The sequence below is a fragment of the Pseudomonas neustonica genome, assembly GCF_003797945.1.
GTDB classification, from domain to species: Bacteria; Pseudomonadota; Gammaproteobacteria; order Pseudomonadales; family Pseudomonadaceae; genus Halopseudomonas; species Halopseudomonas neustonica.
Genome location: NZ_RKKU01000020.1, coordinates 1 through 20159, shown reverse-complemented (window position 1 = coordinate 20159; position 20159 = coordinate 1). Strand labels below are relative to the sequence as shown.

The following is a 20159-nucleotide window of genomic DNA, read 5'->3' as shown; positions in this document are numbered from 1 at the left end:
CCGCCTCAGGCCTGCGCGCGCGCGTAATAGTGCGCCAGCGCAGCCAAGGTGAAGCCATCGTCGAGGATGCCGTCCTGAAGTTTTGCGGGCAGCGAGCCCAACGGCACCTCCTCGACTGCGAGCACCTCTCTGTCGGGGCGGCCGACTTGATCGCTGGAGGTCAGCTCGGCCAGATAGAGGTCGACGCAACTAGTCAGAATGGCAGAATTAGGGCGATAGCGGCCAAGCCGCGTGAGTTGCTCAGGTGCGGCTCGGTAACCGGTTTCTTCCTGCAGTTCCCGGCAGGCGCACTGCAGGCTGCTTTCGCCGGGTTCGCCGTAGCCACGGGGGATTTCCAGCATGCGCTCGCCTTGGGCGGGACGTTGCACCCATACCAGCAGTGCGCTGTGGCCATCGAGTACGGCGAGAATGGCCGCGCCGTTGCTGGCGCCGTTTTCCTCAACCCAGTGAAAGCCGTTCTCACGGACAACCTTGAACCAGGGGTTTTCGTAAACCGTGCTCATTTGATCTCCAATCCCATGAAGCTGCGCATGCGCGGATACAGGCCAAACCAGTTGCGGCGGGTCATGTAGGATTCGCCGTTTTCCATCATCTTGTCCTCAAGATAGCCGAGTGCCTCGTCGGTGAGGAACTTGAGTACCTCGCCTGCGCCCAGACTTGAGATGAAGTTAAACACCTTGATCGGGTACTGAACCAGTTCAATTTCCCTGCGCAGAGCCTTGAAGGTAATGCTGGAATCCAGAATCTGCTCGGGAACGCCCTGAAGAAAGCGAATATTATCCTGCAGAAAGCCCTCAGACGCATTGGCGAACAGCGAGTTGTAGGCCGGGTCGATCAATTCGAAGCGCAGTGCCTCAAGTCCGGTCTGACCACGCTGGCTGAAAAACTGTTCTGCGTACAGGTACCAGTCGGAGCGCGAATACTTGCTCAGCCCGCCGAGTCGGAACAGCTGGTAGTCGCCGTCATGCTCAAAGTAGCCGCCGAAGCCGGGTAGATCGTCGAGACGACGCATCACTTCCTGCTGCAATGCATCACGGGGCACACTGACGTCGTCGAGCACTGGCTGCAATTCGCTCAGCGCGCCCTGCAGCTTGCGCAGGCGGTCCTGCATCAGGGTGCGCTGATGCAGATCCAGCTCGCCCTTGCGCGGGCGACCCGGCAGGCTGGAGAGGATAAAGTTGTCCGGCAGGGCGTCGTAGTACTCCTGCAGTGTAGCGAAGCGCGAGAGGCCGAAGCCACGGATGACAAATTTGCCCTTGCCCTCTTCGTTGAGGTACTTGATCACGTTCATCTGGCCGAGGGTGTTGGCCAGTTCAAGGTTGTCGATCAGGGTGTTGGGTGGCAACACCACACCGTCAGCAAAGGCCAGGCCGGTCAGAAAGCGTTTGCGCAACTCTTCGTGGCCGTGGGCGTGCACCGAGTCACAGTTGGCCAGCAGCAGTTTTTCCTTGAACAGCACGGTGTTCCATCTCCTCGGATAGTCGCGTGCCATCATAGCGGCGTTTATCTTCGAGAGCGATCCGGCTGCTGACGCTTTTTTAGTTGGTTACATACCGTTCAGCCAGTCTTCCGGTGGCCTCCGATGGCGCTCGTGCAGTGGCGCGAGCGCCTCGGCGTAGTCCAGCAGCAGCCCCATGGCCCAGTCGGCGCGGGCGCGAATACGCTGGTCGTCTTCGTTGGCGGGGTTTCCCGGGTTCATGACCCGTTCCACGTGGCGCACGATCAGATGCTAAGGCAGATAGCACAGACGGCAGTTCTTGTAGCTTGAGCTGCGCATCTCGGCAATCGGGTAGGCGCCGCCCTGACCGCCGGAGACAGCCACTAACAGTGCCGGTTTGTGTGCCAGCTCGCGGCGGCCTGCGTAAAGGAACAGGTTCTTGACCGCCGGGCAGGCCATACCGTGCCATTCCGGGGTAATCACCACCACTGCCTGCGCTGCGCGTAACCTGTTGGCCAAACCCTGCCAGGGGTTATTTGTCGACTCTGCGGGCCATAGCGGCAGCGGCGTGGTAGCCAGGTCAATTATGTCGGTTTCAGCGCCAAGGTGCTGCAGACGTCCCGCCAGGTAAAGTGCTACCCGGCTGCTCTGGGCGTCCGGGCGATTGGAGCCGGCAATCAGGACAATGCGCGTGCTCATGAAGAAACCTTGCTTGGCTGGGCTGCCGGCTTTTTGCTGCGAGCAGGTTTGCGAACCAGCGGCCAGAACAGCTCCTGCTGCCAACTGGCCGGGCGGATGTTTTCGATGCCGTACTCGGTCGGGCGGCGACGCGTAATCTTCGCGGTGCCGAACAATACATCCCAGAAGAACAGCAGATTGCCGAAATTGCCCTTGTAGTTGGTTACGCCATCGTCAGCGTTGAGGCCGTGATGTGCCGAGTGGGTGGCGGGCGTAGAGATAGTGCGTTCGACAATCCACATCAGCGGTCGCAAGGCCTTGATCTTATACAGCTTGGCGTCCCAGGGAACGCTACTGTGGGCACCAAAGATCACGCTCAGTTTGATTATCAGGTAAGCGAAGTACACATGCGCCAAGCCCATGTAGATCAACATGCCAGAAAGCCAGATGCCAGGCATCAGCAGGTAGTAGAAGCTGTTATTGCGATACACGATGCGGATGCTCATGTACTTGGCTGAATGGTGCGCGCGGTGCAGATCGTAGAGCCAAGGCACGCGGTGGGCCAGGCGGTGCCACCAATATTGCGTCATGTCATCGAGCAACAGAAACAGGGCGAAGCCGGCGATCCACGGGATACCCGCCAGGCTATCTTTCCACTGGGGCAGAAACAGACCCATGAGTGCTGCAGAGGCGAAGGTGATAGCTGGAACAGTGACGCCTAGCAGCAGAGTCGACCCTATGGTTTCCAACAGTGCGTCACGGCGCTCGCCTTTAGGCTGAAAAAAGCGGCCAAGCACCAGCTCAAGCAAGATGAAGGCGAAGAAGATACCAGCGACGATCACCGTGGGATTCAAGTTTGTTATTGTTGTTTGCATGCTAACCTCGTTAAGCATTGGCTGTAGTCAGGACATAACAATGAAAAGCCAAATCGGATTTATCCAACATGCGTGGTAAGGACAAAAATCGCGTCGAAACGGCCAAAAGCCCTGTGCAGCGTTATCACCACGGGCCTGTTGGTCAGGTGCTGCAGCGCTTTCTTGATCAGCAAGGGGCTGTGCAGGAGGACTTCAGCCTGGTTGAGCTGGAGCAGCTTTGGCATTGCGCCGCTCAACACGACCCGGCCATCGGTCTGCACCTGTTTTCTTTCTTCACCCGACAGGACTGGCACGTACTGGCCTATGTGGGCCTTTTTGCCGCTAATGTGCGGCAGTCGCTGGATAGTTGGGTGCGCTACGCCGGTCTGGCGTCGTCAATGGACAGGGTTAAGTATGTGCAGTCGGGCGAGCAGCTTGGCGTGCAGATCAGCCTGGACGTGCCGCCGTCGCTGGAGCGCTATCTGGTCGAACATTACATGACCATGGCGATTACCCAGTTGCGCGAAGCCTGTGGCCATAACCTCATGCCGTTGCGGGTGAGCTTGCGCCACCCGCGGCCGGATTACGCGCAGGAGTATGTCGCGCTGTTCGGAGATCAGGTGGACTTTGCTGCGAGCGCCAACCAGCTCTGGTTTGACCAGGCTAGCCTGGCGCTGCCTATGCTGGGGCGCAATCAGACCTTGTTCGAGGTGGTCTGCGTTGAGTTGGACCGCCGTCTGGCTCAGCAGGAGCGCTTTGGCGGTGTTGCTGGCAAGGTGGCGGTATTGGCCCGGCAGAAGATGCTACAAGGCGAAACGCCGACGCTGGAGGTGTTGGCGGCCAGCCTGCATCAAACGGCGCGAACCTTGCGGCGGCGCATGCAGGAGCAGGGGCTGACCTTTCGTCAGTTGCTGGATACCGTGCGCGCCGAGCTGGATGGCTATCTGGAGATGCAAGGCCTCACCCGCGCGCAGATATCTGAACAACTGGGTTATAGCGATACAGCATGCTTACTTGCATGCGCGCAAGCGTTGGACGGTAGCGCTATAGCGCAGGCTTTTGGATCGGTTAGTTTGACTATGCCGATGCGGTAGAGCGGCTACTACAAGATGAATGTACCGCTTGCGCCTCTGGTATGAATTCGGTGATGACGGATTTGATGGTGGACGTTACGCACGCCGAGGGTCGCAAGGGTTTTTTGCCGGGCTTGCCGGCGCCAGAAGTTGACCGCCACACCTATTTACATACGATCTTGCGGTGAAAGATCGGCTAAATTCAGCCGAAATAATCCTGCACCCAATCAAATAGTGTGGCGCTGCTCATGTCCGCCAGAAGAATTTGCTTGAATTCACCGCCGACCTCCTCTTCCCGCGTCACGAACTGGTAGAACACCACGCCGGGCTGCTGGTCGTGCAGTATCAGGGTTATGCGACGCTGGGTGCTTAAGCAGTCCAGGGTGAGCACATCTGCGGGTATGCCGGCATCACGCATGCTCTGGCGCACTTCTACCACCGGGTTGATGTGCTGATGCGCCGCTTGAATTTGCGCATGGGCATCGCTGACCAGGTCGGAAAGGGTTTTCAACGGATCGGTTGGCATGGGCTACTCCGACTTGAATTGGTTGGGACGGAATGTCAGGTAGGTCACCGACACAGTTGTGTTCAAGGTTGCGTACTGCTGGGGCTGGGCAGGCATTCAATACACGGTGTCGGTGAGTGTATTTACGCCGAAGAGGGGCAATTCTGCCAAGTTTTGTAGGGCTAAAAGAAGCGCCACTAACTGGTTTGGTATCGCTCTGCTATCCCACTTCCCGCGCAGCCGTCACCAAGGCCTGAAACAGCCGCCGCTGACGGCGCATGAAGAGCAGAAACTCCGGGTGCCACTGCACTCCGATCACGAAGCGTCGCCCCGGCGCTTCGATGGCCTGAGTGATATGGTCCAGGTCGCGTGCGCTGATCACCAATCCTTCACCCACCTTGTCGATGGCCTGATTGTGCAGGCTGTTGATCTTGCCACGTTCAACACCCAGCAATCGCGCCAGGTGACTGTCGGTCTCCAGGCATAGGGTCTTCAGCGGCAGCAGTGTGCGGCGGTTGGAGGTCAGCTTGCGGCGTGATTTGAGATCTTGAAATAAATCGCCGCCACAGCGCACATTGAGTAGTTGCGCGCCGCGACAGATGCCGAGTAGCGGCAGTTCCCGGGCGAGCGCATCATCGATAATGGCTGACTCCAAGGTATCGCGCGCCGCATCGTATTTGGGCTTTACCTCGGGTTCTGCCGCGTAGAGCACAGGATCGATGTCGTGACCACCGGTGACCACGACGCCCTGATAGGACTGGTTTCGCTTCTCGTCCCCGGGTTTAAGCTGCAGTGGCTCGCCGCCGTAATACCGAATAGCCTGGGCAACCAGAAAACGAGGGCCCGCGGCGCCTTTGCTCGGGCCGGTAATGGCAATGACCGGTTTACTCATCGGACGTCTGGTAGCCAGTTGCGGGTCAAGTGTTCGGGCCAGCTGTCGAGCAGTCGCCCGATACCCTGTCCCAGATAGGTTTGATAGGCACCGCAGCAGCCTTGCAGGCGTTCGTGATCGTTAGCCAGTTTCTCTACTTCAAGCCAATCGTTCCAGGCCGGAGTCAGGTCCCAGCCAGGCTGGTCGATCAGGCAATCGGGCAGGCGATAGTGAAAGGTGGGGCGTGGCTTTATCAGTTCGTCCTGGGTGCGCGCTAGCACGCGGGGCTCGTCGAGGTGGCGGAACAGCGGCAGCATGTCTAGCGCGCGGTTGCGGGTTGGGTTGTGCAGCAGGTAATCATCGATCAGTGTAGGCAAGTCCGGCCAGTAGTCGGTTGCGGTAACCTTGCGCACGTAAGCGCCGGGGAAAGGGTCTACGTAGGTGGTGACGCGGCGGGCAAAGTTGATGCTGGCGCGCTGGTTAATCCAGTCGTACAGGCATAGAAAGGCTTTCAGATAAGCGGTCAGCGTGCGAGCGTCGGTGGCCGGAACCTCAGGATTGAACTGCATGCCAAAGGCGTTGGTCAGGCGGTCGGCGGTGCCTTTGGCTCCAGCGTCGCGTAGCAGCGCAATCAACTCGTTGATAATGTTCAAGCGATCCAGCGGCAGTGGCGGGCTGACCAGTTCATAGGGGACCAGAGACTCGGCAACCCACATGATGGCGTCTTCTGCGGAGCTGACAAGTTCGGCAGAGGTCGGATCTTCAGGGCGCTCGGTACGTCCCATTTTCTTCAACAGGGCAGAATCCAGCTCGACAATCCAGTCACCGGCCGGGTCACCCTTGAGAGTGCGTTCGTAACGACTGGTTTGCTCTATAGTGCATCCGCAATGCTCGGCAACCAGCGCACTTAGTTGACCGAGCTCCAGGCCGTTCATTTCCAGCTCTACCCCGACTCGCCGCTGCGCACCCTCGGCAGTTTTGGTCAGCGGTGGCAGGTTAAGCGCGGTGGGCTTTGACGGCATCGGAATCTCTCCACTTCTGTGGTTAATCAAACAAGACTAACATGCAGTTCATCGGCATGCGCACCCGCAGTACTGATGACAACTGCAATTGCGGCGACTTGGTGTAGAATTCAGTGAAGTCCATGTACCCCTTCTTTTTAATCACCTTTAACAGGTAGCTTATGAGCAAATTGTCCGAATTTCGTGCGGCTGAGCGCTTGCTTGCCGACCAGCTGGCGCAGCTGGAAAGCCTGAAGCAGGATGCCGGCTTAAAGGAGGAGCTCGCCTTCAACGATGAGTTGAAGGCGCTCATGAAAGAGTATGGTTTCAATGCGAACTTGGTGTTGCAGATACTTGAATCGCAGTCACGCTGAAAGCCAGGATGAAACTGGAGTCGCATGACAGATAGTCAAAAGAGGCGCCGCCAATCCACGGAGGCTCCGGGCAAGCGTGCCCTGATGGATGCAGCAATACGTTTGGCGGCGAGCAGCCGCTGTATTTCCAGCCTTGGGCTACGCGAGTTAGCCCGTGAAGCCGCCCTGAATCCCAACACGTTTTACCGCCACTTCCGCAATATGGATGATTTGGGTCTGCAATTGCTGCGCGAAGGCAACGACAGGTTGCGTGGTCCGCTGCGGGCTTTGCGTCGGCAGGCGGCGCAGCAGAGCATCGCTGATAACACGACAGACTCGACGCAGGAGGCCGCACTGCGTGGTCGGCGGGTGGCGCAACAGACGGTTAAGCTCTATTTCGATTACGTCCTTGAACACCGCGATTCGGTCGTTATTGCCGGGCGTGAGCTGCATGGCCCATCGGAGCTGCTGCGTGCTGAGTTACGTGAGCAGATGAACGGTTTTGCCGAGGATATGGCGGCCGATATTCAGGAGCTGGGGTTGGCGCCGTCAAGTATTAGCGCAGCACGAATCAACCAGATTGCCGCGCTGCTCAGCCGCAACCTGTTCCACCTTTCGCTCGACTTTATAGCCGAGCCGGAGCGTCGCGATAATATTCTGGAACTGGCCCATGAGCAGATCATCATGCTTTTTGCTGGCGCCTCTGTGCTGCAGGATAAAGCGGGATAAGGTCGTGAATAGCAGGCCAATAGCGGCGAAAAGGTAGGCTATTGGCTGCAGCGCGATTTCCCTAATGGCTAACCAATGGCTATTATGTGCGCAGTATTACATTAGGAATAGCGTGCAGTGAGGCTTTCCGGTATGCGGAAAACGCTGCAATGCCAATACGTGTTTTACACTTCATAGGTCCCTTGTGGGGCTGTCAATTGTTGCTGCCCTGTCGCCTGTGCGCTGGGAGTAGTAATCAGAACGCGGTTGTTTTTACCGCGCCATTAGCACATCGGAGCACTTCAAATGGCAAAAGAACCATTGAATGATCACGACCCATCAAAGGAGCCACCTCTTCAAGATGGCATCCCAGCGCCTAGCGGCGATTCCAACCTGATTGACACCGATTATGTCATCGGCCAGGACAATATTTCTGGCAACTTCATCTTCAATCTCGATATCCACGGCAAGGTGTTCACCATTTCTTCTTTGGTGGTCGTTTTGTTTGTGGTGTTGACCCTGGCGCTGCAGAGTGAAGTCGCTCCGCTGTTTACCGCTCTGCGTGGTTGGCTTACTGGGCACATGGCGTGGTTCTTTATCGGTGCTGCCAACATATTCGTTTTGTTGTGTCTGTTTTTGATTGTATCGCCGTTGGGTAAAGTGCGCCTTGGTGGTATGGATGCCAAGCCGGACTATAACTATCTGGGCTGGTTCTCCATGCTCTTTGCTGCGGGCATGGGCATTGGCTTGATGTTTTATGGGGTCTCCGAGCCCATGTCGCACTTCTCTTCGTCTCTTGGCGGTGTAGCAGTGGGTGAAGACGGCTTGCGCACTGACTGGGCCCCGCTTGCCGGTGCCGTGGGTGATAGCGATGCAGCGGCGCGCCTGGGTATGGCCGCAACTATCTTTCACTGGGGCCTGCATCCGTGGGCGATCTATGCGGTCGTCGCGCTGGCGCTTGCCCTGTTCTCCTTTAACAAGGGTCTGCCACTGACTATTCGCTCTATCTTTTATCCCATTCTGGGTGAGCGTATTTGGGGATGGCCGGGGCATATCATCGATATCCTGGCCGTTTTTGCGACCTTGTTCGGTCTGGCTACTTCGCTTGGTATGGGGGCTGAGCAGGCAACAGCGGGCTTGCATTACCTGTTTGGCTTTAGCTCTGGCAACGTGACCAAGGTGTTGTTGATTACCGGTATTACCGGTCTGGCACTGTTATCGGTGTTGGCTGGTCTGGATAAAGGCGTCAAACGTCTGTCCGAGATCAACATGGTGCTGGCTATCGTGTTGCTGGGCTTTGTTATTGTTGTTGGGCCGACACTGGCGATTGCCACCGGTTTCTTCGATAACCTGCTGGCCTATGTTACCAACTTGCCTGCTTTGTCTAATCCGATCGGTCGTGAGGACGCTAACTTTACTCAGGGCTGGACTGCGTTTTATTGGGCCTGGTGGATCAGCTGGTCACCTTTCGTCGGCATGTTCATTGCGCGGGTTAGCCGTGGCCGTACCGTGCGTGAGTTCCTGATTGCCGTATTGCTGGTGCCCTCACTGGTATCCGTGCTCTGGATGACCGCGTTCGGTGGCACTGCTATTGGCCAGTTCGTGACTGATGGCTTCACCGGTGTGCAGGAAGCAGCACTGGAACTTAAGTTGTTTGCCATGCTGGGTGAGCTGCCATTGACGGAAATCACGTCTTTTGTCGGCATCGTGCTGGTGATTGTGTTCTTCGTTACGTCATCTGACTCGGGGTCATTGGTCATCGACACCATCACCGCTGGCGGCAAGGTCAACGCACCTGTACCACAGCGTGTGTTCTGGGTAATCAGTGAAGGCGTGATTGCCATCGCATTGCTGTTGGGCGGTGGTCTTGCCGCGCTGCAGGCAATGTCGGTGTCTACCGGTCTGCCGTTTACCGTGGTGTTACTGGTTGGCTGTATCGCGATCGTCAAAGGTTTGATGAGCGAGCCGCGCAAGTAAGATTAACGCGGTGCAGAAAAAGCCGGGCCATTTGGGTCCGGCTTTTTTGTGGCCGTATGCTGGTGAGCCGCAGATGATATGGCCTGCGTCAGGTGTTACCCGTGCTTGCGAAATCAACTCCACAGCCGACTGACCGCCACCTGCGGGCTGTAATGGGTTAGCGCCTGAGCCTGCAGCAACTCCGCCGTAGCAATCGCGTCGGTCAGCGCGTGGTGCGCTTGATAGAGCGGCAGGTTGTAGCGCAGGCGGCTGTCGGCCAGGCGGATGGACTGTTTGCGTTTGCCGAACATGCGCTGAAATACATTGGGTTCGCTATCACCGCGATGCAAGCGGGCTTCCAGCTCCATGGTATCAATCACCGGAAACTGCAGGCCTTCCCCTAGTGCTTGCCGGCAGGCCTGATCCAGGAAGCCGCGCTCAATTGCCTGGTAATGTACGACTACCAGTTTGCCAGCGAGTGCTTCCAGCACGGTTTCAATGACGCTGGCCACACGCGGCGCCTGATGAATATCCGAGTGAGTGATGCGGTGGAAGGTGATGGATTCGTCGCTTAGCTCGCTGGTGGGTTTGACTACTTGGTAGAGCGCATCACGACATCGAATCCGTTCCAGGCTAAACGGCACCATGCCCAGGCTTACAATGGCGTCGTGACGGGTATTGAGGCCGGTGGTTTCGATATCCAGTGCGATCAGTGGCGCGTCATCCAGAGCGCAGTCAGCTGCGGGGCAACCCGCCTGATAGAAGGCCTGCAGGGCTGGATGTTGCGCGTGCTCTGCCAGTTGCGCCAACTGACCTTGCCAGTCCGGCGGGGCTTGTCCTGGCTCGGGCGAGCCTGGCGTAAAGCGGATCATAGTGGGCGGGTGGCCGGCATGTGTGGGTAGCGGAAGCGCAGAAATTTTTGCGCATTGCTTAGCACCTGGAAGGCGTCCTTCAACGCTTGTCGCTCGGCGGCAGAGATATTTTCCGGCTCGATGTCGTTATCAGGTTCGACCGATTCCTCGATAGCCAGGGCTTGATGCTTGATTCGCACCAGCGAGAGAAACTCCAGTGCGTAACGCAAACGCTCCAGCGCCTCGGGTGGCATCAGTTTAGTCGCGGCGATCGCGTCCAGGCGCTCGAATGAGTTCTGCGCACGTGAGCCGCAGGCCAGCGCGTGTACGCGTATCAGGTCGGTCAGCGGCGCGGTGCCGCGACGCTTCAGATTGATCACGTTTTTATGCTCGCCGTCTTTTTCCATCACAAAGGTGCGGAAAAAACCCAGTGGCGGTGTGCGATTCAGGGCGTTGCGCGACAAGGCACCGAGAAAGGCTTCGTTGCGGCTGGCTTTCTCGGCGAGCAGCTCCTGCAGCTCTTCTACCATTGCGGACTCACCGTAGACGCTATCCAGGTCGAAGAAAATGCAGCTGTTGAGCAAGGCCTCGGGCTTGGGGTTGTTGATCCAGTCAGTGAAGTACCGGCGCCATACTTTGAGCGGCTGGCGCCACTTGGGATTGGTCGCCATGATTCCACCCTTACAGTAGGTGTAACCGCATGCCGCCAGGCCATCGCTGACGAAAGTAGCCAGCTTGAGGAAGTACTCATCGTGCAGCTTGGGATCAAAGCTGTCATCCAGCACCAGTGCGTTATCCTGGTCCGTCACTACAAGCTGTTCATCGCGGGCCATGGAACCCAGTGCCATGTAAGAGTAGGGCACCGGCGGTGGCCCGAACTGATCCTCGGCGAGCTCGAGCAGGCGTTGGCTGAAGCTGCGGCCAATGCCCGACATCGCACTGCCAATCATGTGTGCGCTGGCTTCGTCACGGGCCATACGCACAAAGGTGGCGCGTACATCCGGCAGCAGGCTTTGCAGCTCTTTGACCGACTGCTTGTTGTAGATACTGCTGACCAGATACAGGCTGCTCTGTGATTCGTACTTGATGATGTCGCTGAGATTAATCAGGCCGATAGGGCGCCGGCGTTGCACCACGGGTAGGTGGTGAATGTTATTGCGCAGCATGCTGAGCATGGCCTCAAACACGGTATCGTCGCCCTGCACGGTAATGGGATTGGGCGACATGATGTTGGCTACTGGTGTATCCAGTGGCAGGCCCTCGGCCAATACGCGTGTGCGGAAGTCGCGGTCGGTCATGATGCCGACCATGACGGCGTGATGTGGCTCGGCGACAGGCACGCGCTCGGCATTGGGCCAGCTGGTCTGCGGGTCGACTACGACCAGCGATGAAACGCTTTGTTCGGTCATCACTTGTGCGGCCTGTTGGACCGTCGTAGTCAGCGGTACGGTGACCGGCAGCCGCGAGATCAGCTTGCGCACCTTGATCTTCATCAGCTCACTGGCGCGGCCATTATCGACCGCTGCCTTGAGCCGTGACTGACCTTCGGCCTCGACAAAGTCGGCGAAGTTTTCATATTGCTCGCAGAGCTGGTCGAAGAGTACGCCGGGAATGTAGTAGAGCAGGGTATCTTCGATAGCGCGTGCCGGAAAGCGCACGCGGTTATGCCTTAGCAGACCGAAGTGGCCGAAAATGCCGCCCTCCGTCAGCCGGTTATACAGATCCCCGTTGCGGCGGAAAATATCAACCGCGCCACTGCGCACATAGTGCAGCTCGTGAATCTCCTGGTTGAAGGTGAGAATCTCTGTACCTGCCTTGAAGTAGGCGATCTCTACCTGACGAGCAATATCGTTGAGCTGCTCTTCGGGCAGTTCATCGAATGGCGGAAAGCGACTCAAGTGGTCGCGTATTTCGATCAGCTCAATCTGCATGCGGGTTCCAGCCTTGAGTGTATGAGGTCAGTGTAATGGCTATCTTTCCTTTGGTCAGGTTTACGCCTGACTTTTCCCTTGGAGCTGCACTAGTTCACTGCGTAGAAACTCACGGAACACGCGAACCCTCGCGGGTGCTTCGGCGCCGCCCAGACTGATGGCGTAGAGCGTTCCCCGGCTAAGATGCCAGTCAGGTAAGACCTGCTCTAATCCGCCACTGGCAAGGCTACTGGCAGCGACCAGGTCAGGCAGTGAGCCAATACCCGCGCCGGCTAGTAGCAGGCGTTGCGCACTGGCATAGTCGCTGGTACGAACACTGGGCTGCACTAACAACTCGGTGTTGCGACCGCGCTGGTCTTGCATTGCCAGACTGGTCACACCCGCCAGCTCGCGGCCTGCGACCAGGGCGTGTTCAGGCAGTTGCTGCGGGCTTTGCGGTGAGCCGTTTTCGCTGAGATAGCTGGGTGCGGCGTAAAGGTTCATGGTGAAGGCGCAGAGGATGGATGCGCGATAGTTCATGCTGGGCAGATTGCCAGGTGTTGCCCGCAGTGCGAGGTCTATGCGGTTGGCGGCAAGGTCTAGCGTGCTATCAGTCAATAGCAGCTCAATGCTGATTTGCGGGTGTTGCGCGCGAAAGCGGACCAGTATGGGGGGGAGTACGTCGATCCCCAGGTCCATAGGCGCCGTGATACGCAAATGCCCCTGTGGCACCGAGCCGGATTGACGTGCATCGTGGGTTGCTTCGCTCAATAGCGATAGGGCGTCGCGTGCTTTCAGGTAAAAGGCGGTACCTTCTTCAGTCGCACTCACCGCCCTCGAGGTACGTGCCAGCAGCGCAGCGCCCAGACGCTTCTCGAGACGAGATATACGGCGACTGACGCCACCCTTGGTTTCCTGCAGCTGGCGCGCTGCAGCGGAAATACTGCCGAACTCAATGACGGCGCAGAATGCCTGCAGATCTTCCAGTGCGCCGCCTAGGGTTTCCGATTTATCAACCATGAGTTCCTTTTCAGCTGTCTTACGTGAAATTGGAAACGATTATAGGATGTTTTCCAGTAACACAAACAACCTGTTTTTCGGCAAAGTGCCGATGGAGAACGCTCATGAATAATCAGAATACAGGCAGTACTGCTACCCCCGGTCCAGCCTTCATCGCGCGCTTAGCGCCCCTGGGCTACCCGCTGATTCGTATTACTGCGGGTTTGATGCTGATGCCCCACGGTGCGCAGAAGCTGTTTGGCTGGTTTGGTGGTTATGGTTTGCAAGGCACCGGCCAGTTTTTCGGTGAAACCCTGGGCATGCAGCCGGGTGTACTGTTTGCCTTGTTGGCTGGCCTGGTCGAGTTCTTCGGTGGCCTGGCGCTGGTCCTTGGCCTGCTGACTCGTCCGGCGGCACTGGCAATCACCTTTATGCTGGGTGTGGCGCTTACGGTGCACATGGCTAATGGCTTTTTCTGGACTAACGGTGGCGTTGAATACCCGCTGTTCTGGGCCTTGACGGCTTTCGGCATCTTCCTGCGCGGCGGTGATCGCTTCTCGCTGGATGCCCGCCTGCGTCTACCTATCTGATCCTGTATACGAGGAGTCGAGCATGTCTAATGTGATGATGCCGACCGTCTTCCTTCCCCACGGCGCCGGTCCCTGCTTCTTTATGGAGTGGGAGCCGGCCGACACATGGAAGAGGATGGAGGCCTGGCTTCGCGAGCTACTGCCTACTTTGGGTGTAGCGCCGCGAGCACTGTTGGTGGTTTCCGCCCATTGGGAAGAAGCGGTATTTACTCTGAACACTAATGCAGCCCCTGGGCTGTTGTTTGATTATTACGGCTTCCCACCGCACACCTACGAGTTGCAATGGCCAGCACCTGGCGCGCCCGAGTTGGCCGTTGAAGTGGCCGCGTTGCTTGATCAGGCGGGCATGGCAGTAGCGACTGATAATCAGCGCGGACTGGACCATGGCGTATTTGTGCCGTTGAAGCTGGTTTGCCCGCAAGCGGATATTCCCGTCCTGCAATTATCGCTGCAGGCTGATATGGACGCGGCCGGTCACATTGCTCTAGGTAAGGCACTTGCTCCCCTGCGGGAACAGGGCGTGCTGATTGTCGGCAGCGGCATGAGCTTTCATAACATTCCGCTGATGCGCTCCAATTTGGCTCACTCAAGCCCGGCCGCTCTGGCGTTTGATCAATGGTTGGCAGAGATTGTGGTGTTGCCCGAGGCACAGCGCAACCAGGCGCTAACGCACTGGCGCCAGGCGCCTGGAGCGCGTTTGGCGCACCCTGATGCAGAGCATCTGTTGCCTTTGCATGTGGTAGCTGGCGCCGCTGGCCGTGACCTGGGTGTGTGTGCCTTTCGCGATGTTGCCATGGGCGTGCCGCTGGCAGGCTATGTATTTGCCGGCTAATTCGCGCTCTGTCAGTATGCGTCAAAGGCTCAATTCAGGCGCATTAGATGAAATTTGACCAGGCATTACCAGCGCAGCTGCGTGCAGCTCAACGGGTCGTTGTGTTCACCGGCGCCGGTGTGTCGGCAGAAAGTGGCATCCCTACTTTTCGCGATGCCTTGACCGGACTCTGGTCGCGTTTTGACGCAGCCCGTTTGGCTACGCCAGACGCGTTCATTGATGATCCTGAGCTGGTGTGGGGCTGGTATGAATGGCGCCGTATGCAGCTATTGGCCAGCCAACCCAACCTGGCGCACTGGGCGATCGCGCAGCTGGCTCAGCATGTTCCTAAGCTGACGCTGATTACCCAGAACGTGGATGATCTGCATGAGCGGGCTGGCAGCACTAAGGTTTTGCACCTGCACGGCAGTCTGCAACAGCCGCGTTGTTTTGACTGTAATGAAGACTATTCGCTGCCTGATGCAGCGCCGCAGGAGCCAGCAGAAGGACGTCGCCTGGCGCCGCCCCGGTGCAGCCTGTGCGGTGGCGCGGTGCGGCCTGGTGTGGTCTGGTTTGGTGAAAGCTTGCCGGTGCCGGTGATGGACGCTGCCTTTGCCGCAGCGGCCAACTGCGACCTGCTCTTGTCGGTCGGCACCTCCGGCGTGGTGCATCCCGCTGCGCAGATTCCAGAGATCGCCTTACGTAGCGGGGCGGGGGTGGTTCATGTTAATCCTGAGCCGAAGGCGCTGGGTATAGGCCGAGAGTGGGTGTTGCCCGGGCTGGCTGGGCAGGTATTACCAGAACTGTTGCGCGAGGCGTTCAATACAGCCAAGGCAGGTGGCAAATAGCGCTGCCACCTGGCTGACTGATTCAAACGAAAGGCTGGTTGCCAAAGCCGCGGGGCAGGCGTTGAGGCCCTTTGAGCTCTGCCAGCTGTTTGCTCCAGCCAGCACGCCAGGCGATGGCGCTGTGTGCGGTACTGGCGCTTCGTGAGGCACGTCTTGCAGCGTTGCGTTGATCGCGGCGAGCCTGTTTGAATACTTCGGTATTACGGCAGTTGCGGCATTTAACCTTTTTTAGCAGCGTTGTGCTGGTCAGGTCGCCTTCACGGCCACAGGCAAGTTTTCCGTCGTGCATAAAGTGCGTAATCATAATTGCCTCTTCTTGTTATCGATTGCACAGTCGGCAGCGCGAGCGTTTTGACGCACCTCTTTTCTGCTGTGCTGTAGCATCTGACCTGTTTCCTGGCTGTAGGTTCGAGGTATTGCCAAGCACGAATAAAAGACAATAAAAAACCGGCGCCCAAATGCTTGGGGCCGGTTCTGTCTTTAGCCTAGTGGCTTAGTTCTGTTGAGCTTTACTCCCCAGCAGACCTGATCTCTTGGTAGTAACCAACCGCGACCAGATAGTTGCCTACTTTGCGGATATGCGTTTCTTTCTCTTCATTGTTGCCGGTGACCGGGTTGGGCCATACATAGCTAACTGAGGTCTCGCCCGCGTTAGCGGCGTCAATCAGCTTTTGCCCCACGAGCATCCCTTCACGATTTTTCATATCCGGGAAATGAATGCCGACCAGGCGACGGTTGTAGCCGTGGGCAACCATGGTTTGGCTGTCCAGGTCGGCTACGAAAACGTAAAGGTCATCACGATTGAACTCGGGGTCCAGGCGATTGATACGCTCTATCGTGCCCTCGGCGTCAGCTTGCATAGCCTGCGCCGCATCGTCCAGCAGCTGCTCTGCGGCGGCGGGGCTGGAGCGGTTGACGAAATAGCCTACGGCAAAGGATTTGTCGTCATAGAGTTGATAGTAAACGCGCTTGCGTTCTACCTTGCCGTCACGCCAGTTCTTCCAGCGGTATTCGTCACTGTGGATCTGATCTGAATCCGGCTGCTGCAGGGCGGTCGCCAGGTGTTCTTTCAATTCCTCATCCAGCAGGGGCGAAACGTCCCGGCCAATCAGTGCGGCAGACGGGCCACCGGCGGCTAGCATGTAGCCGTTACGGTCCAGTACGTAAACGTACAGGTCGCCATCAGTAAACTCGCCCTGACGACTGAACTTGGCGAATGCGGCATTACCCTCTTCTTTGTACATGGCTACGGCCTTTTGCAACAAGGCGGAAGCGCGAGCAGCTTCTTCTTCGTAGCCCGGGGCAACGGCGGTATCGGCGTAAGTGGGTGCGGCAATAACAGTACTGAGCGCCAGCGCGCACAGTATGAAACGGGCAAACATCTTCATTGAGCATTCCTCTGCGGGATTTTAACGTCATGCTGGGCACACAGACACGTGCCCCTGTTCCAGCTTAGTAGTATACGCAGCTCTGTCTGGGCTCTGTTGCTGTTACAGATAAATTCGTTGCATTACCCTCTCGTGTTCACGCAGGAGGATGGGGGTCTGGTGATCGATCAGGCGTCCGTCGGTTACCCGTAAACGCCCATTTATCCAGCTGTGGCTGGTGGTAAAAGGACCACACATGATGAGTGCTGCGAGCGGGTCTCGCTGGGTGCCGGCGAAGGACAAGTGTTCGGTACTCACGGCGATGATGTCTGCGCTCATGCCGGTGGCCAGGTGGCCGATATCGTCGCGCCCGAGCAGACGAGCGCCGCCGCGAGTTGCCATCTCCAGTGCTTCACGGGCCGACAGCGCGCCCGGATCTCCGCCAAAGCCACCGCGTCCGCCGGGTGCTTCCGAGCGATAACGTGCCGGCGCCACCCGCTGCAGCAGCTGCGCCAGGCGCGCTTCAAGAAACAGGTTGCTGGAGTCATTGGAGGCCGAGCCATCTACCCCCAGCCCAACTGGAACGCCGGCATCCAGCATCTGGCGTACCTTGGCGATGCCCTGGCCGCAGCGCATGTTGGCGCTGGGGCAGTGAGTGACGCCGGTGCCGGTCTGGGCGAACAGCGCGATCTCGGCATCATCTAGAAAAATGCCATGGGCAAACCAGACGTCGTCGCCGATCCAATCGACCGATTCGGCGAAGGCGACGGAGCGCATACCGTAGATCTGCTGGCAGTACTCCTCCTCGTCCAGTTCCTCTGCCAGATGTGAGTGCAGGCGCACACCGGGATAGCTGCGCGCCAACTGCGCGGCGTCCTTCATCAGGCCGGGGGTGACTGAAAATGGTGAGCATGGCGCCAGCGTAATGCGCAGCATCGATTGCGCTGCCGGGTCGTGATAGCGCTGAATCAGCCGCTCGGCGTCGCGTAGTATGTCTTCTTCCTTTTCGACGCAATTGTCCGGAGGCAGACCGCCCTCGCTTTGTCCGCGCGACATGGCGCCACGCGAGGCGTGAAAGCGAATGCCCATTTCCTCTGCCGCAGCGATCTGGCTATCGAGCGTCGAGCCATTGGGCAGCATATACAGGTGGTCTGCAGCGGTAGTACAACCGGATAGCATGAGTTCGGCCATGGCGACCTTGCTGCTGACGTGGATGGCATCGTCATCCAGCTTGGCCCAGATGGGATAGAGAGTATTCAGCCACGTGAACAGCTCGTCGTCCTGCGCCATCACGCGCGTCAGGTTCTGGTACATGTGGTGGTGTGTATTGACCATGCCTGGCATCACCACGTGGCCACGCAGGTTGTGGGTCTGGCAAGCGACGACATCCGGCTTGTCGGCGCTGGCGCCAACCCAGAGGATCTTGTTGCCGTCGATCAGTATGGCTGCATCGCGGATCTCGCGGCGCTGATCATCAAAGGTGGCGAGGTAATCGATATGGTCGAGTAATTGAATGCTCATGGCTATGCCTTGTTCAGTGCCAGCCGGTGCGGCTGGCATGCAGTCGTATTGGTCACCGCTTCAGGCGGTGGCAGTGCAAGGTTTTTTCGGTACGACGATGCAGCTCAGTTGAGCTGAAAGGGAAAGGCAGACTCTTGCCAATGAGGCACGTAGCTCACCTGCCAAGCTGAGCGGTGAGGGCGGCCGGCGTTGGCTCTGGGCATGATGGTCAACTGCGGGGTCATCTGGCATGAAGTCCGGTTAGTTCATGTGCGCGCTGGAGAGACAGCCATGGGTAGACGCACAAAATTATCCAGCAAGGGTCATGCCAGTGTTTCCGCGGCAGGTAAGTTGGCGCCGAATCCGCTGTCCTCCAGTACTCTGACCCAGGCAGGCAGCGCTTGCAGCAGTTGGCTGTCAGCGCCCTGTGCGCCAATGAACGACAGGCCGGTCGGTTTACCGTGCAGCAGTCCAAGCGGTACGCTGACCTGCGGTAGCCCGGCATGACCGGCGATAGCACTGATACTCAACGAGCGGGCGTAGAAGTCGCCGCGCTGCTCGGCACTCGATGCTTTGGCCAGTGCCGTGGTGGGGGAGGTTGGCAGCAGCAAGATCTGGTTGTTCGTCAGTTGCTGTTGTAGTTGCTGGCGATACTTCGTGCGTCGTGCACCAGCCTCACGTATTTGCTGATCGCTGATGTCGCTTAGCTGGGCAAAACGCGGCGCAATGGCGGGACCGAACTGGGGTTGCACGCGTTCCAGCCAGGGACCCAGTGTCATGCGAATATCTGCGCCCTGCAGTATCTGGTAGCTGCTTAGCCAGGCTTGCCAGTCGCCGTTGAACACCTCGATCTGCTGTGTTGCACCCAGTGCCGTAGCAGCGCCTTGCAGATACGTGGCGACCGCCGGATCGCAGAGGGCAAAGGCGTCACTGGCGATCAGCAGGGTTGGCGCAGAGTGGGACGTGGCTACCTCGCCGTTGTCCAATAGTACCTCGCCCACGCTGGCCAGCATCTCGGCGCTGCGGGTAAACCAGCCGATGGTGTCATAGCTGGGAGCAAATGGAATGACGCCGTCCATTGCAACGGCACCCTGGCTGGGGCGCATGCCGAACAGTCCGCAGAATGACGCGGGTATGCGTACTGATCCGCCGGTGTCGGTACCCAGAGCAAAGTCCACCAGCCTGGCGGCGACCGCAGCCGCCGAACCGCTTGAGGAGCCTCCGGGCAGGCAGTCGGGGCAGCGTGGGTTGACAGGTGTACCGTAGTGCCAGTTTTCGCCCTCCAGACTGAAGGCCAGCTCATCGGTGACCGTCTTGCCACGCACGCTGGCACCCGCCGCTAGTAGTCTGGCAACGGCGCTGGCATGCCGTGTCGACTGCACCTGCTCGGCGAGCCAGTGCGGGTTGCCGCCGCCGGTAATGTATCCCGCCACATCAATCAGGTCCTTTACCGCAAAACGCAGTCCGTTCAGTTTGCCGCTCCCGGTTGCGGCAACCCGGCAGGAGGCGCCCGGTACAAATGCGCGCGAGCGGCTGGCCGAGATCGATGGTTCAGAGCGCGAGATGTTCATACCGAAACAGTCGCCTGCATGGCGCTGATCAGGCGTTTTGAGTCGGTGACGAAACCAAAGCACTTCTTCACATTCCAGATGGTGGCCTGGGTACAAAAGTCGGGAGACAGCGTGGCGCAGCAGTCTTCCAGCAGTACGCAGCCGTAGCCTAGCCCGGATTTCTCATGAGGGGATAAAAGAAAGCGGCTGAAAGTGCTATAGTTTCAGGACCTTACACCGTTCACCAAGCACCAACAGCCGCTATCCAAAATGGTACCTGAAAAACTGACCTTCTC

Annotated in this window: 20 protein-coding genes and 1 pseudogene; 7 read left to right on the top strand and 14 right to left on the bottom strand. The window is 58.2% G+C overall.

Annotated elements, in window-relative coordinates; translation table 11 throughout:
- Nucleotides 1–5: 5 nt before the first annotated feature.
- From EF096_RS14340 to EF096_RS14325, 4 genes and pseudogenes are all read right to left on the bottom strand, one after another.
- Nucleotides 6–503: an NUDIX hydrolase gene (locus tag EF096_RS14340; protein ID WP_123890495.1), complete on the bottom strand. Its 498-nt coding sequence runs from the start codon at nucleotides 501–503 to the stop codon at nucleotides 6–8.
- Complete coding sequence (locus EF096_RS14335) at nucleotides 500–1495, bottom strand: hypothetical protein (RefSeq protein WP_123890494.1); 996 nt, start codon at nucleotides 1493–1495, stop codon at nucleotides 500–502. Before EF096_RS14335 ends, EF096_RS14340 begins: the two co-directional genes overlap by 4 nt.
- A 51-nt stretch (nucleotides 1496–1546) precedes the next feature.
- A pseudogene (locus EF096_RS14330) lies at nucleotides 1547–2137 on the bottom strand (NADPH-dependent FMN reductase).
- Entirely contained in the window at nucleotides 2134–2991 is an 858-nt protein-coding gene (locus EF096_RS14325; protein WP_123890493.1) for a sterol desaturase family protein, read from the bottom strand. The pseudogene EF096_RS14330 and the gene EF096_RS14325 overlap by 4 nt, the downstream one beginning before the upstream one ends.
- A gap of 68 nt (nucleotides 2992–3059) precedes the next feature.
- Here EF096_RS14325 and EF096_RS14320 point away from each other — a divergent pair, with 68 nt between their 5' ends.
- On the top strand, nucleotides 3060–4064 hold the full coding sequence (locus EF096_RS14320; protein WP_235869750.1) for an AraC family transcriptional regulator ligand-binding domain-containing protein: 1005 nt from the start codon (nucleotides 3060–3062) through the stop codon (nucleotides 4062–4064).
- A gap of 181 nt (nucleotides 4065–4245) precedes the next feature.
- Here the strand turns inward: EF096_RS14320 and EF096_RS14315 are convergent, their stop codons facing one another.
- The 3 genes from EF096_RS14315 to EF096_RS14305 all read right to left on the bottom strand — a co-directional run bounded on the left by EF096_RS14315 (nucleotide 4246) and on the right by EF096_RS14305 (nucleotide 6441).
- Nucleotides 4246–4569 (bottom strand): hypothetical protein, encoded by a 324-nt coding sequence (locus EF096_RS14315; protein WP_123890492.1) that lies wholly within the window; start codon nucleotides 4567–4569, stop codon nucleotides 4246–4248.
- Nucleotides 4570–4768: 199 nt separating this feature from the next.
- A complete protein-coding gene (locus EF096_RS14310; protein ID WP_123890491.1) occupies nucleotides 4769–5440 on the bottom strand; it encodes a gamma-glutamyl-gamma-aminobutyrate hydrolase family protein in 672 nt (223 codons plus the stop codon).
- Nucleotides 5437–6441 (bottom strand): amidoligase family protein, encoded by a 1005-nt coding sequence (locus tag EF096_RS14305; protein ID WP_123890490.1) that lies wholly within the window; start codon nucleotides 6439–6441, stop codon nucleotides 5437–5439. The genes EF096_RS14310 and EF096_RS14305 overlap by 4 nt, the downstream gene beginning before the upstream one ends.
- A gap of 161 nt (nucleotides 6442–6602) precedes the next feature.
- Between EF096_RS14305 and EF096_RS14300 the strand changes: the two genes are divergently transcribed.
- From EF096_RS14300 to EF096_RS14290, 3 genes are all read left to right on the top strand, one after another.
- Nucleotides 6603–6794 (top strand): hypothetical protein, encoded by a 192-nt coding sequence (locus EF096_RS14300; RefSeq protein ID WP_123890489.1) that lies wholly within the window; start codon nucleotides 6603–6605, stop codon nucleotides 6792–6794.
- Nucleotides 6795–6818: 24 nt separating this feature from the next.
- Nucleotides 6819–7502: a TetR/AcrR family transcriptional regulator gene (locus tag EF096_RS14295; RefSeq protein ID WP_123890488.1), complete on the top strand. Its 684-nt coding sequence runs from the start codon at nucleotides 6819–6821 to the stop codon at nucleotides 7500–7502.
- Nucleotides 7503–7787: 285 nt separating this feature from the next.
- Nucleotides 7788–9458 (top strand): BCCT family transporter, encoded by a 1671-nt coding sequence (locus tag EF096_RS14290; RefSeq protein ID WP_123890487.1) that lies wholly within the window; start codon nucleotides 7788–7790, stop codon nucleotides 9456–9458.
- A 113-nt stretch (nucleotides 9459–9571) separates the two neighbouring features.
- Here EF096_RS14290 and EF096_RS14285 read toward each other — a convergent pair whose 3' ends face one another.
- From EF096_RS14285 to EF096_RS14275, 3 genes are read right to left on the bottom strand one after another with little or no spacing between them, the layout of a single operon-like run.
- A complete protein-coding gene (locus tag EF096_RS14285; RefSeq protein WP_123890486.1) occupies nucleotides 9572–10309 on the bottom strand; it encodes a 3'-5' exonuclease in 738 nt (245 codons plus the stop codon).
- On the bottom strand, nucleotides 10306–12219 hold the full coding sequence (locus tag EF096_RS14280) for a DUF294 nucleotidyltransferase-like domain-containing protein (RefSeq protein ID WP_123890485.1): 1914 nt from the start codon (nucleotides 12217–12219) through the stop codon (nucleotides 10306–10308). Before EF096_RS14280 ends, EF096_RS14285 begins: the two co-directional genes overlap by 4 nt.
- 60 nt (nucleotides 12220–12279) lie before the next feature.
- Nucleotides 12280–13218, bottom strand: a complete 939-nt coding sequence (locus tag EF096_RS14275) for a LysR family transcriptional regulator (RefSeq protein ID WP_123890484.1) — start codon at nucleotides 13216–13218, stop codon at nucleotides 12280–12282.
- Between the two features lie 104 nt (nucleotides 13219–13322).
- Between EF096_RS14275 and EF096_RS14270 the strand changes: the two genes are divergently transcribed.
- Genes EF096_RS14270 through EF096_RS14260 form a run of 3 tightly spaced genes read left to right on the top strand, consistent with a single transcriptional unit; the run spans nucleotide 13323 to nucleotide 15446 of the window.
- Nucleotides 13323–13787: a DoxX family protein gene (locus tag EF096_RS14270; protein WP_123890483.1), complete on the top strand. Its 465-nt coding sequence runs from the start codon at nucleotides 13323–13325 to the stop codon at nucleotides 13785–13787.
- Between the two features lie 22 nt (nucleotides 13788–13809).
- Nucleotides 13810–14619 carry a DODA-type extradiol aromatic ring-opening family dioxygenase gene (locus EF096_RS14265; protein WP_123890482.1) on the top strand — a complete coding sequence of 270 codons (810 nt, stop codon included), beginning with the start codon at nucleotides 13810–13812 and terminating at the stop codon, nucleotides 14617–14619.
- A gap of 47 nt (nucleotides 14620–14666) precedes the next feature.
- Nucleotides 14667–15446: an SIR2 family NAD-dependent protein deacylase gene (locus tag EF096_RS14260; protein WP_123890481.1), complete on the top strand. Its 780-nt coding sequence runs from the start codon at nucleotides 14667–14669 to the stop codon at nucleotides 15444–15446.
- Between the two features lie 22 nt (nucleotides 15447–15468).
- On the opposite strand, the gene EF096_RS14255 is transcribed toward EF096_RS14260, so the two are convergent.
- From EF096_RS14255 to EF096_RS14240, 4 genes are all read right to left on the bottom strand, one after another.
- Nucleotides 15469–15750: a hypothetical protein gene (locus EF096_RS14255; RefSeq protein WP_123890480.1), complete on the bottom strand. Its 282-nt coding sequence runs from the start codon at nucleotides 15748–15750 to the stop codon at nucleotides 15469–15471.
- A gap of 205 nt (nucleotides 15751–15955) precedes the next feature.
- Nucleotides 15956–16834, bottom strand: coding sequence for a cache domain-containing protein (locus EF096_RS14250; protein ID WP_235869749.1), 879 nt, complete (start codon nucleotides 16832–16834; stop codon nucleotides 15956–15958).
- A 102-nt stretch (nucleotides 16835–16936) separates the two neighbouring features.
- The gene (locus tag EF096_RS14245; protein ID WP_123890479.1) at nucleotides 16937–18334 is read right to left on the bottom strand and encodes an 8-oxoguanine deaminase; all 1398 of its coding nucleotides are present in this window, start codon (nucleotides 18332–18334) and stop codon (nucleotides 16937–16939) included.
- Nucleotides 18335–18636: 302 nt separating this feature from the next.
- On the bottom strand, nucleotides 18637–19884 hold the full coding sequence (locus EF096_RS14240; RefSeq protein WP_123890478.1) for an amidase: 1248 nt from the start codon (nucleotides 19882–19884) through the stop codon (nucleotides 18637–18639).
- Nucleotides 19885–20159 lie beyond the last annotated feature (275 nt).

Coding starts and splice junctions, on each gene's coding strand:
- EF096_RS14280 (WP_123890485.1), bottom strand. CDS start 12,219: ATGCAGATTGAGCTGATCGAAATACGCGACCACTTGAGTCGCTTTCCG.
- EF096_RS14270 (WP_123890483.1), top strand. CDS start 13,323: ATGAATAATCAGAATACAGGCAGTACTGCTACCCCCGGTCCAGCCTTC.
- EF096_RS14340 (WP_123890495.1), bottom strand. CDS start 503: ATGAGCACGGTTTACGAAAACCCCTGGTTCAAGGTTGTCCGTGAGAAC.
- EF096_RS14255 (WP_123890480.1), bottom strand. CDS start 15,750: ATGATTACGCACTTTATGCACGACGGAAAACTTGCCTGTGGCCGTGAA.
- EF096_RS14325 (WP_123890493.1), bottom strand. CDS start 2,991: ATGCAAACAACAATAACAAACTTGAATCCCACGGTGATCGTCGCTGGT.
- EF096_RS14240 (WP_123890478.1), bottom strand. CDS start 19,884: ATGAACATCTCGCGCTCTGAACCATCGATCTCGGCCAGCCGCTCGCGC.
- EF096_RS14250 (WP_235869749.1), bottom strand. CDS start 16,834: ATGAAGATGTTTGCCCGTTTCATACTGTGCGCGCTGGCGCTCAGTACT.
- EF096_RS14245 (WP_123890479.1), bottom strand. CDS start 18,334: ATGAGCATTCAATTACTCGACCATATCGATTACCTCGCCACCTTTGAT.
- EF096_RS14305 (WP_123890490.1), bottom strand. CDS start 6,441: ATGCCGTCAAAGCCCACCGCGCTTAACCTGCCACCGCTGACCAAAACT.
- EF096_RS14300 (WP_123890489.1), top strand. CDS start 6,603: ATGAGCAAATTGTCCGAATTTCGTGCGGCTGAGCGCTTGCTTGCCGAC.
- EF096_RS14295 (WP_123890488.1), top strand. CDS start 6,819: ATGACAGATAGTCAAAAGAGGCGCCGCCAATCCACGGAGGCTCCGGGC.
- EF096_RS14285 (WP_123890486.1), bottom strand. CDS start 10,309: ATGATCCGCTTTACGCCAGGCTCGCCCGAGCCAGGACAAGCCCCGCCG.
- EF096_RS14310 (WP_123890491.1), bottom strand. CDS start 5,440: ATGAGTAAACCGGTCATTGCCATTACCGGCCCGAGCAAAGGCGCCGCG.
- EF096_RS14320 (WP_235869750.1), top strand. CDS start 3,060: ATGCGTGGTAAGGACAAAAATCGCGTCGAAACGGCCAAAAGCCCTGTG.
- EF096_RS14260 (WP_123890481.1), top strand. CDS start 14,667: ATGAAATTTGACCAGGCATTACCAGCGCAGCTGCGTGCAGCTCAACGG.
- EF096_RS14290 (WP_123890487.1), top strand. CDS start 7,788: ATGGCAAAAGAACCATTGAATGATCACGACCCATCAAAGGAGCCACCT.
- EF096_RS14275 (WP_123890484.1), bottom strand. CDS start 13,218: ATGGTTGATAAATCGGAAACCCTAGGCGGCGCACTGGAAGATCTGCAG.
- EF096_RS14265 (WP_123890482.1), top strand. CDS start 13,810: ATGTCTAATGTGATGATGCCGACCGTCTTCCTTCCCCACGGCGCCGGT.
- EF096_RS14315 (WP_123890492.1), bottom strand. CDS start 4,569: ATGCCAACCGATCCGTTGAAAACCCTTTCCGACCTGGTCAGCGATGCC.
- EF096_RS14335 (WP_123890494.1), bottom strand. CDS start 1,495: ATGATGGCACGCGACTATCCGAGGAGATGGAACACCGTGCTGTTCAAG.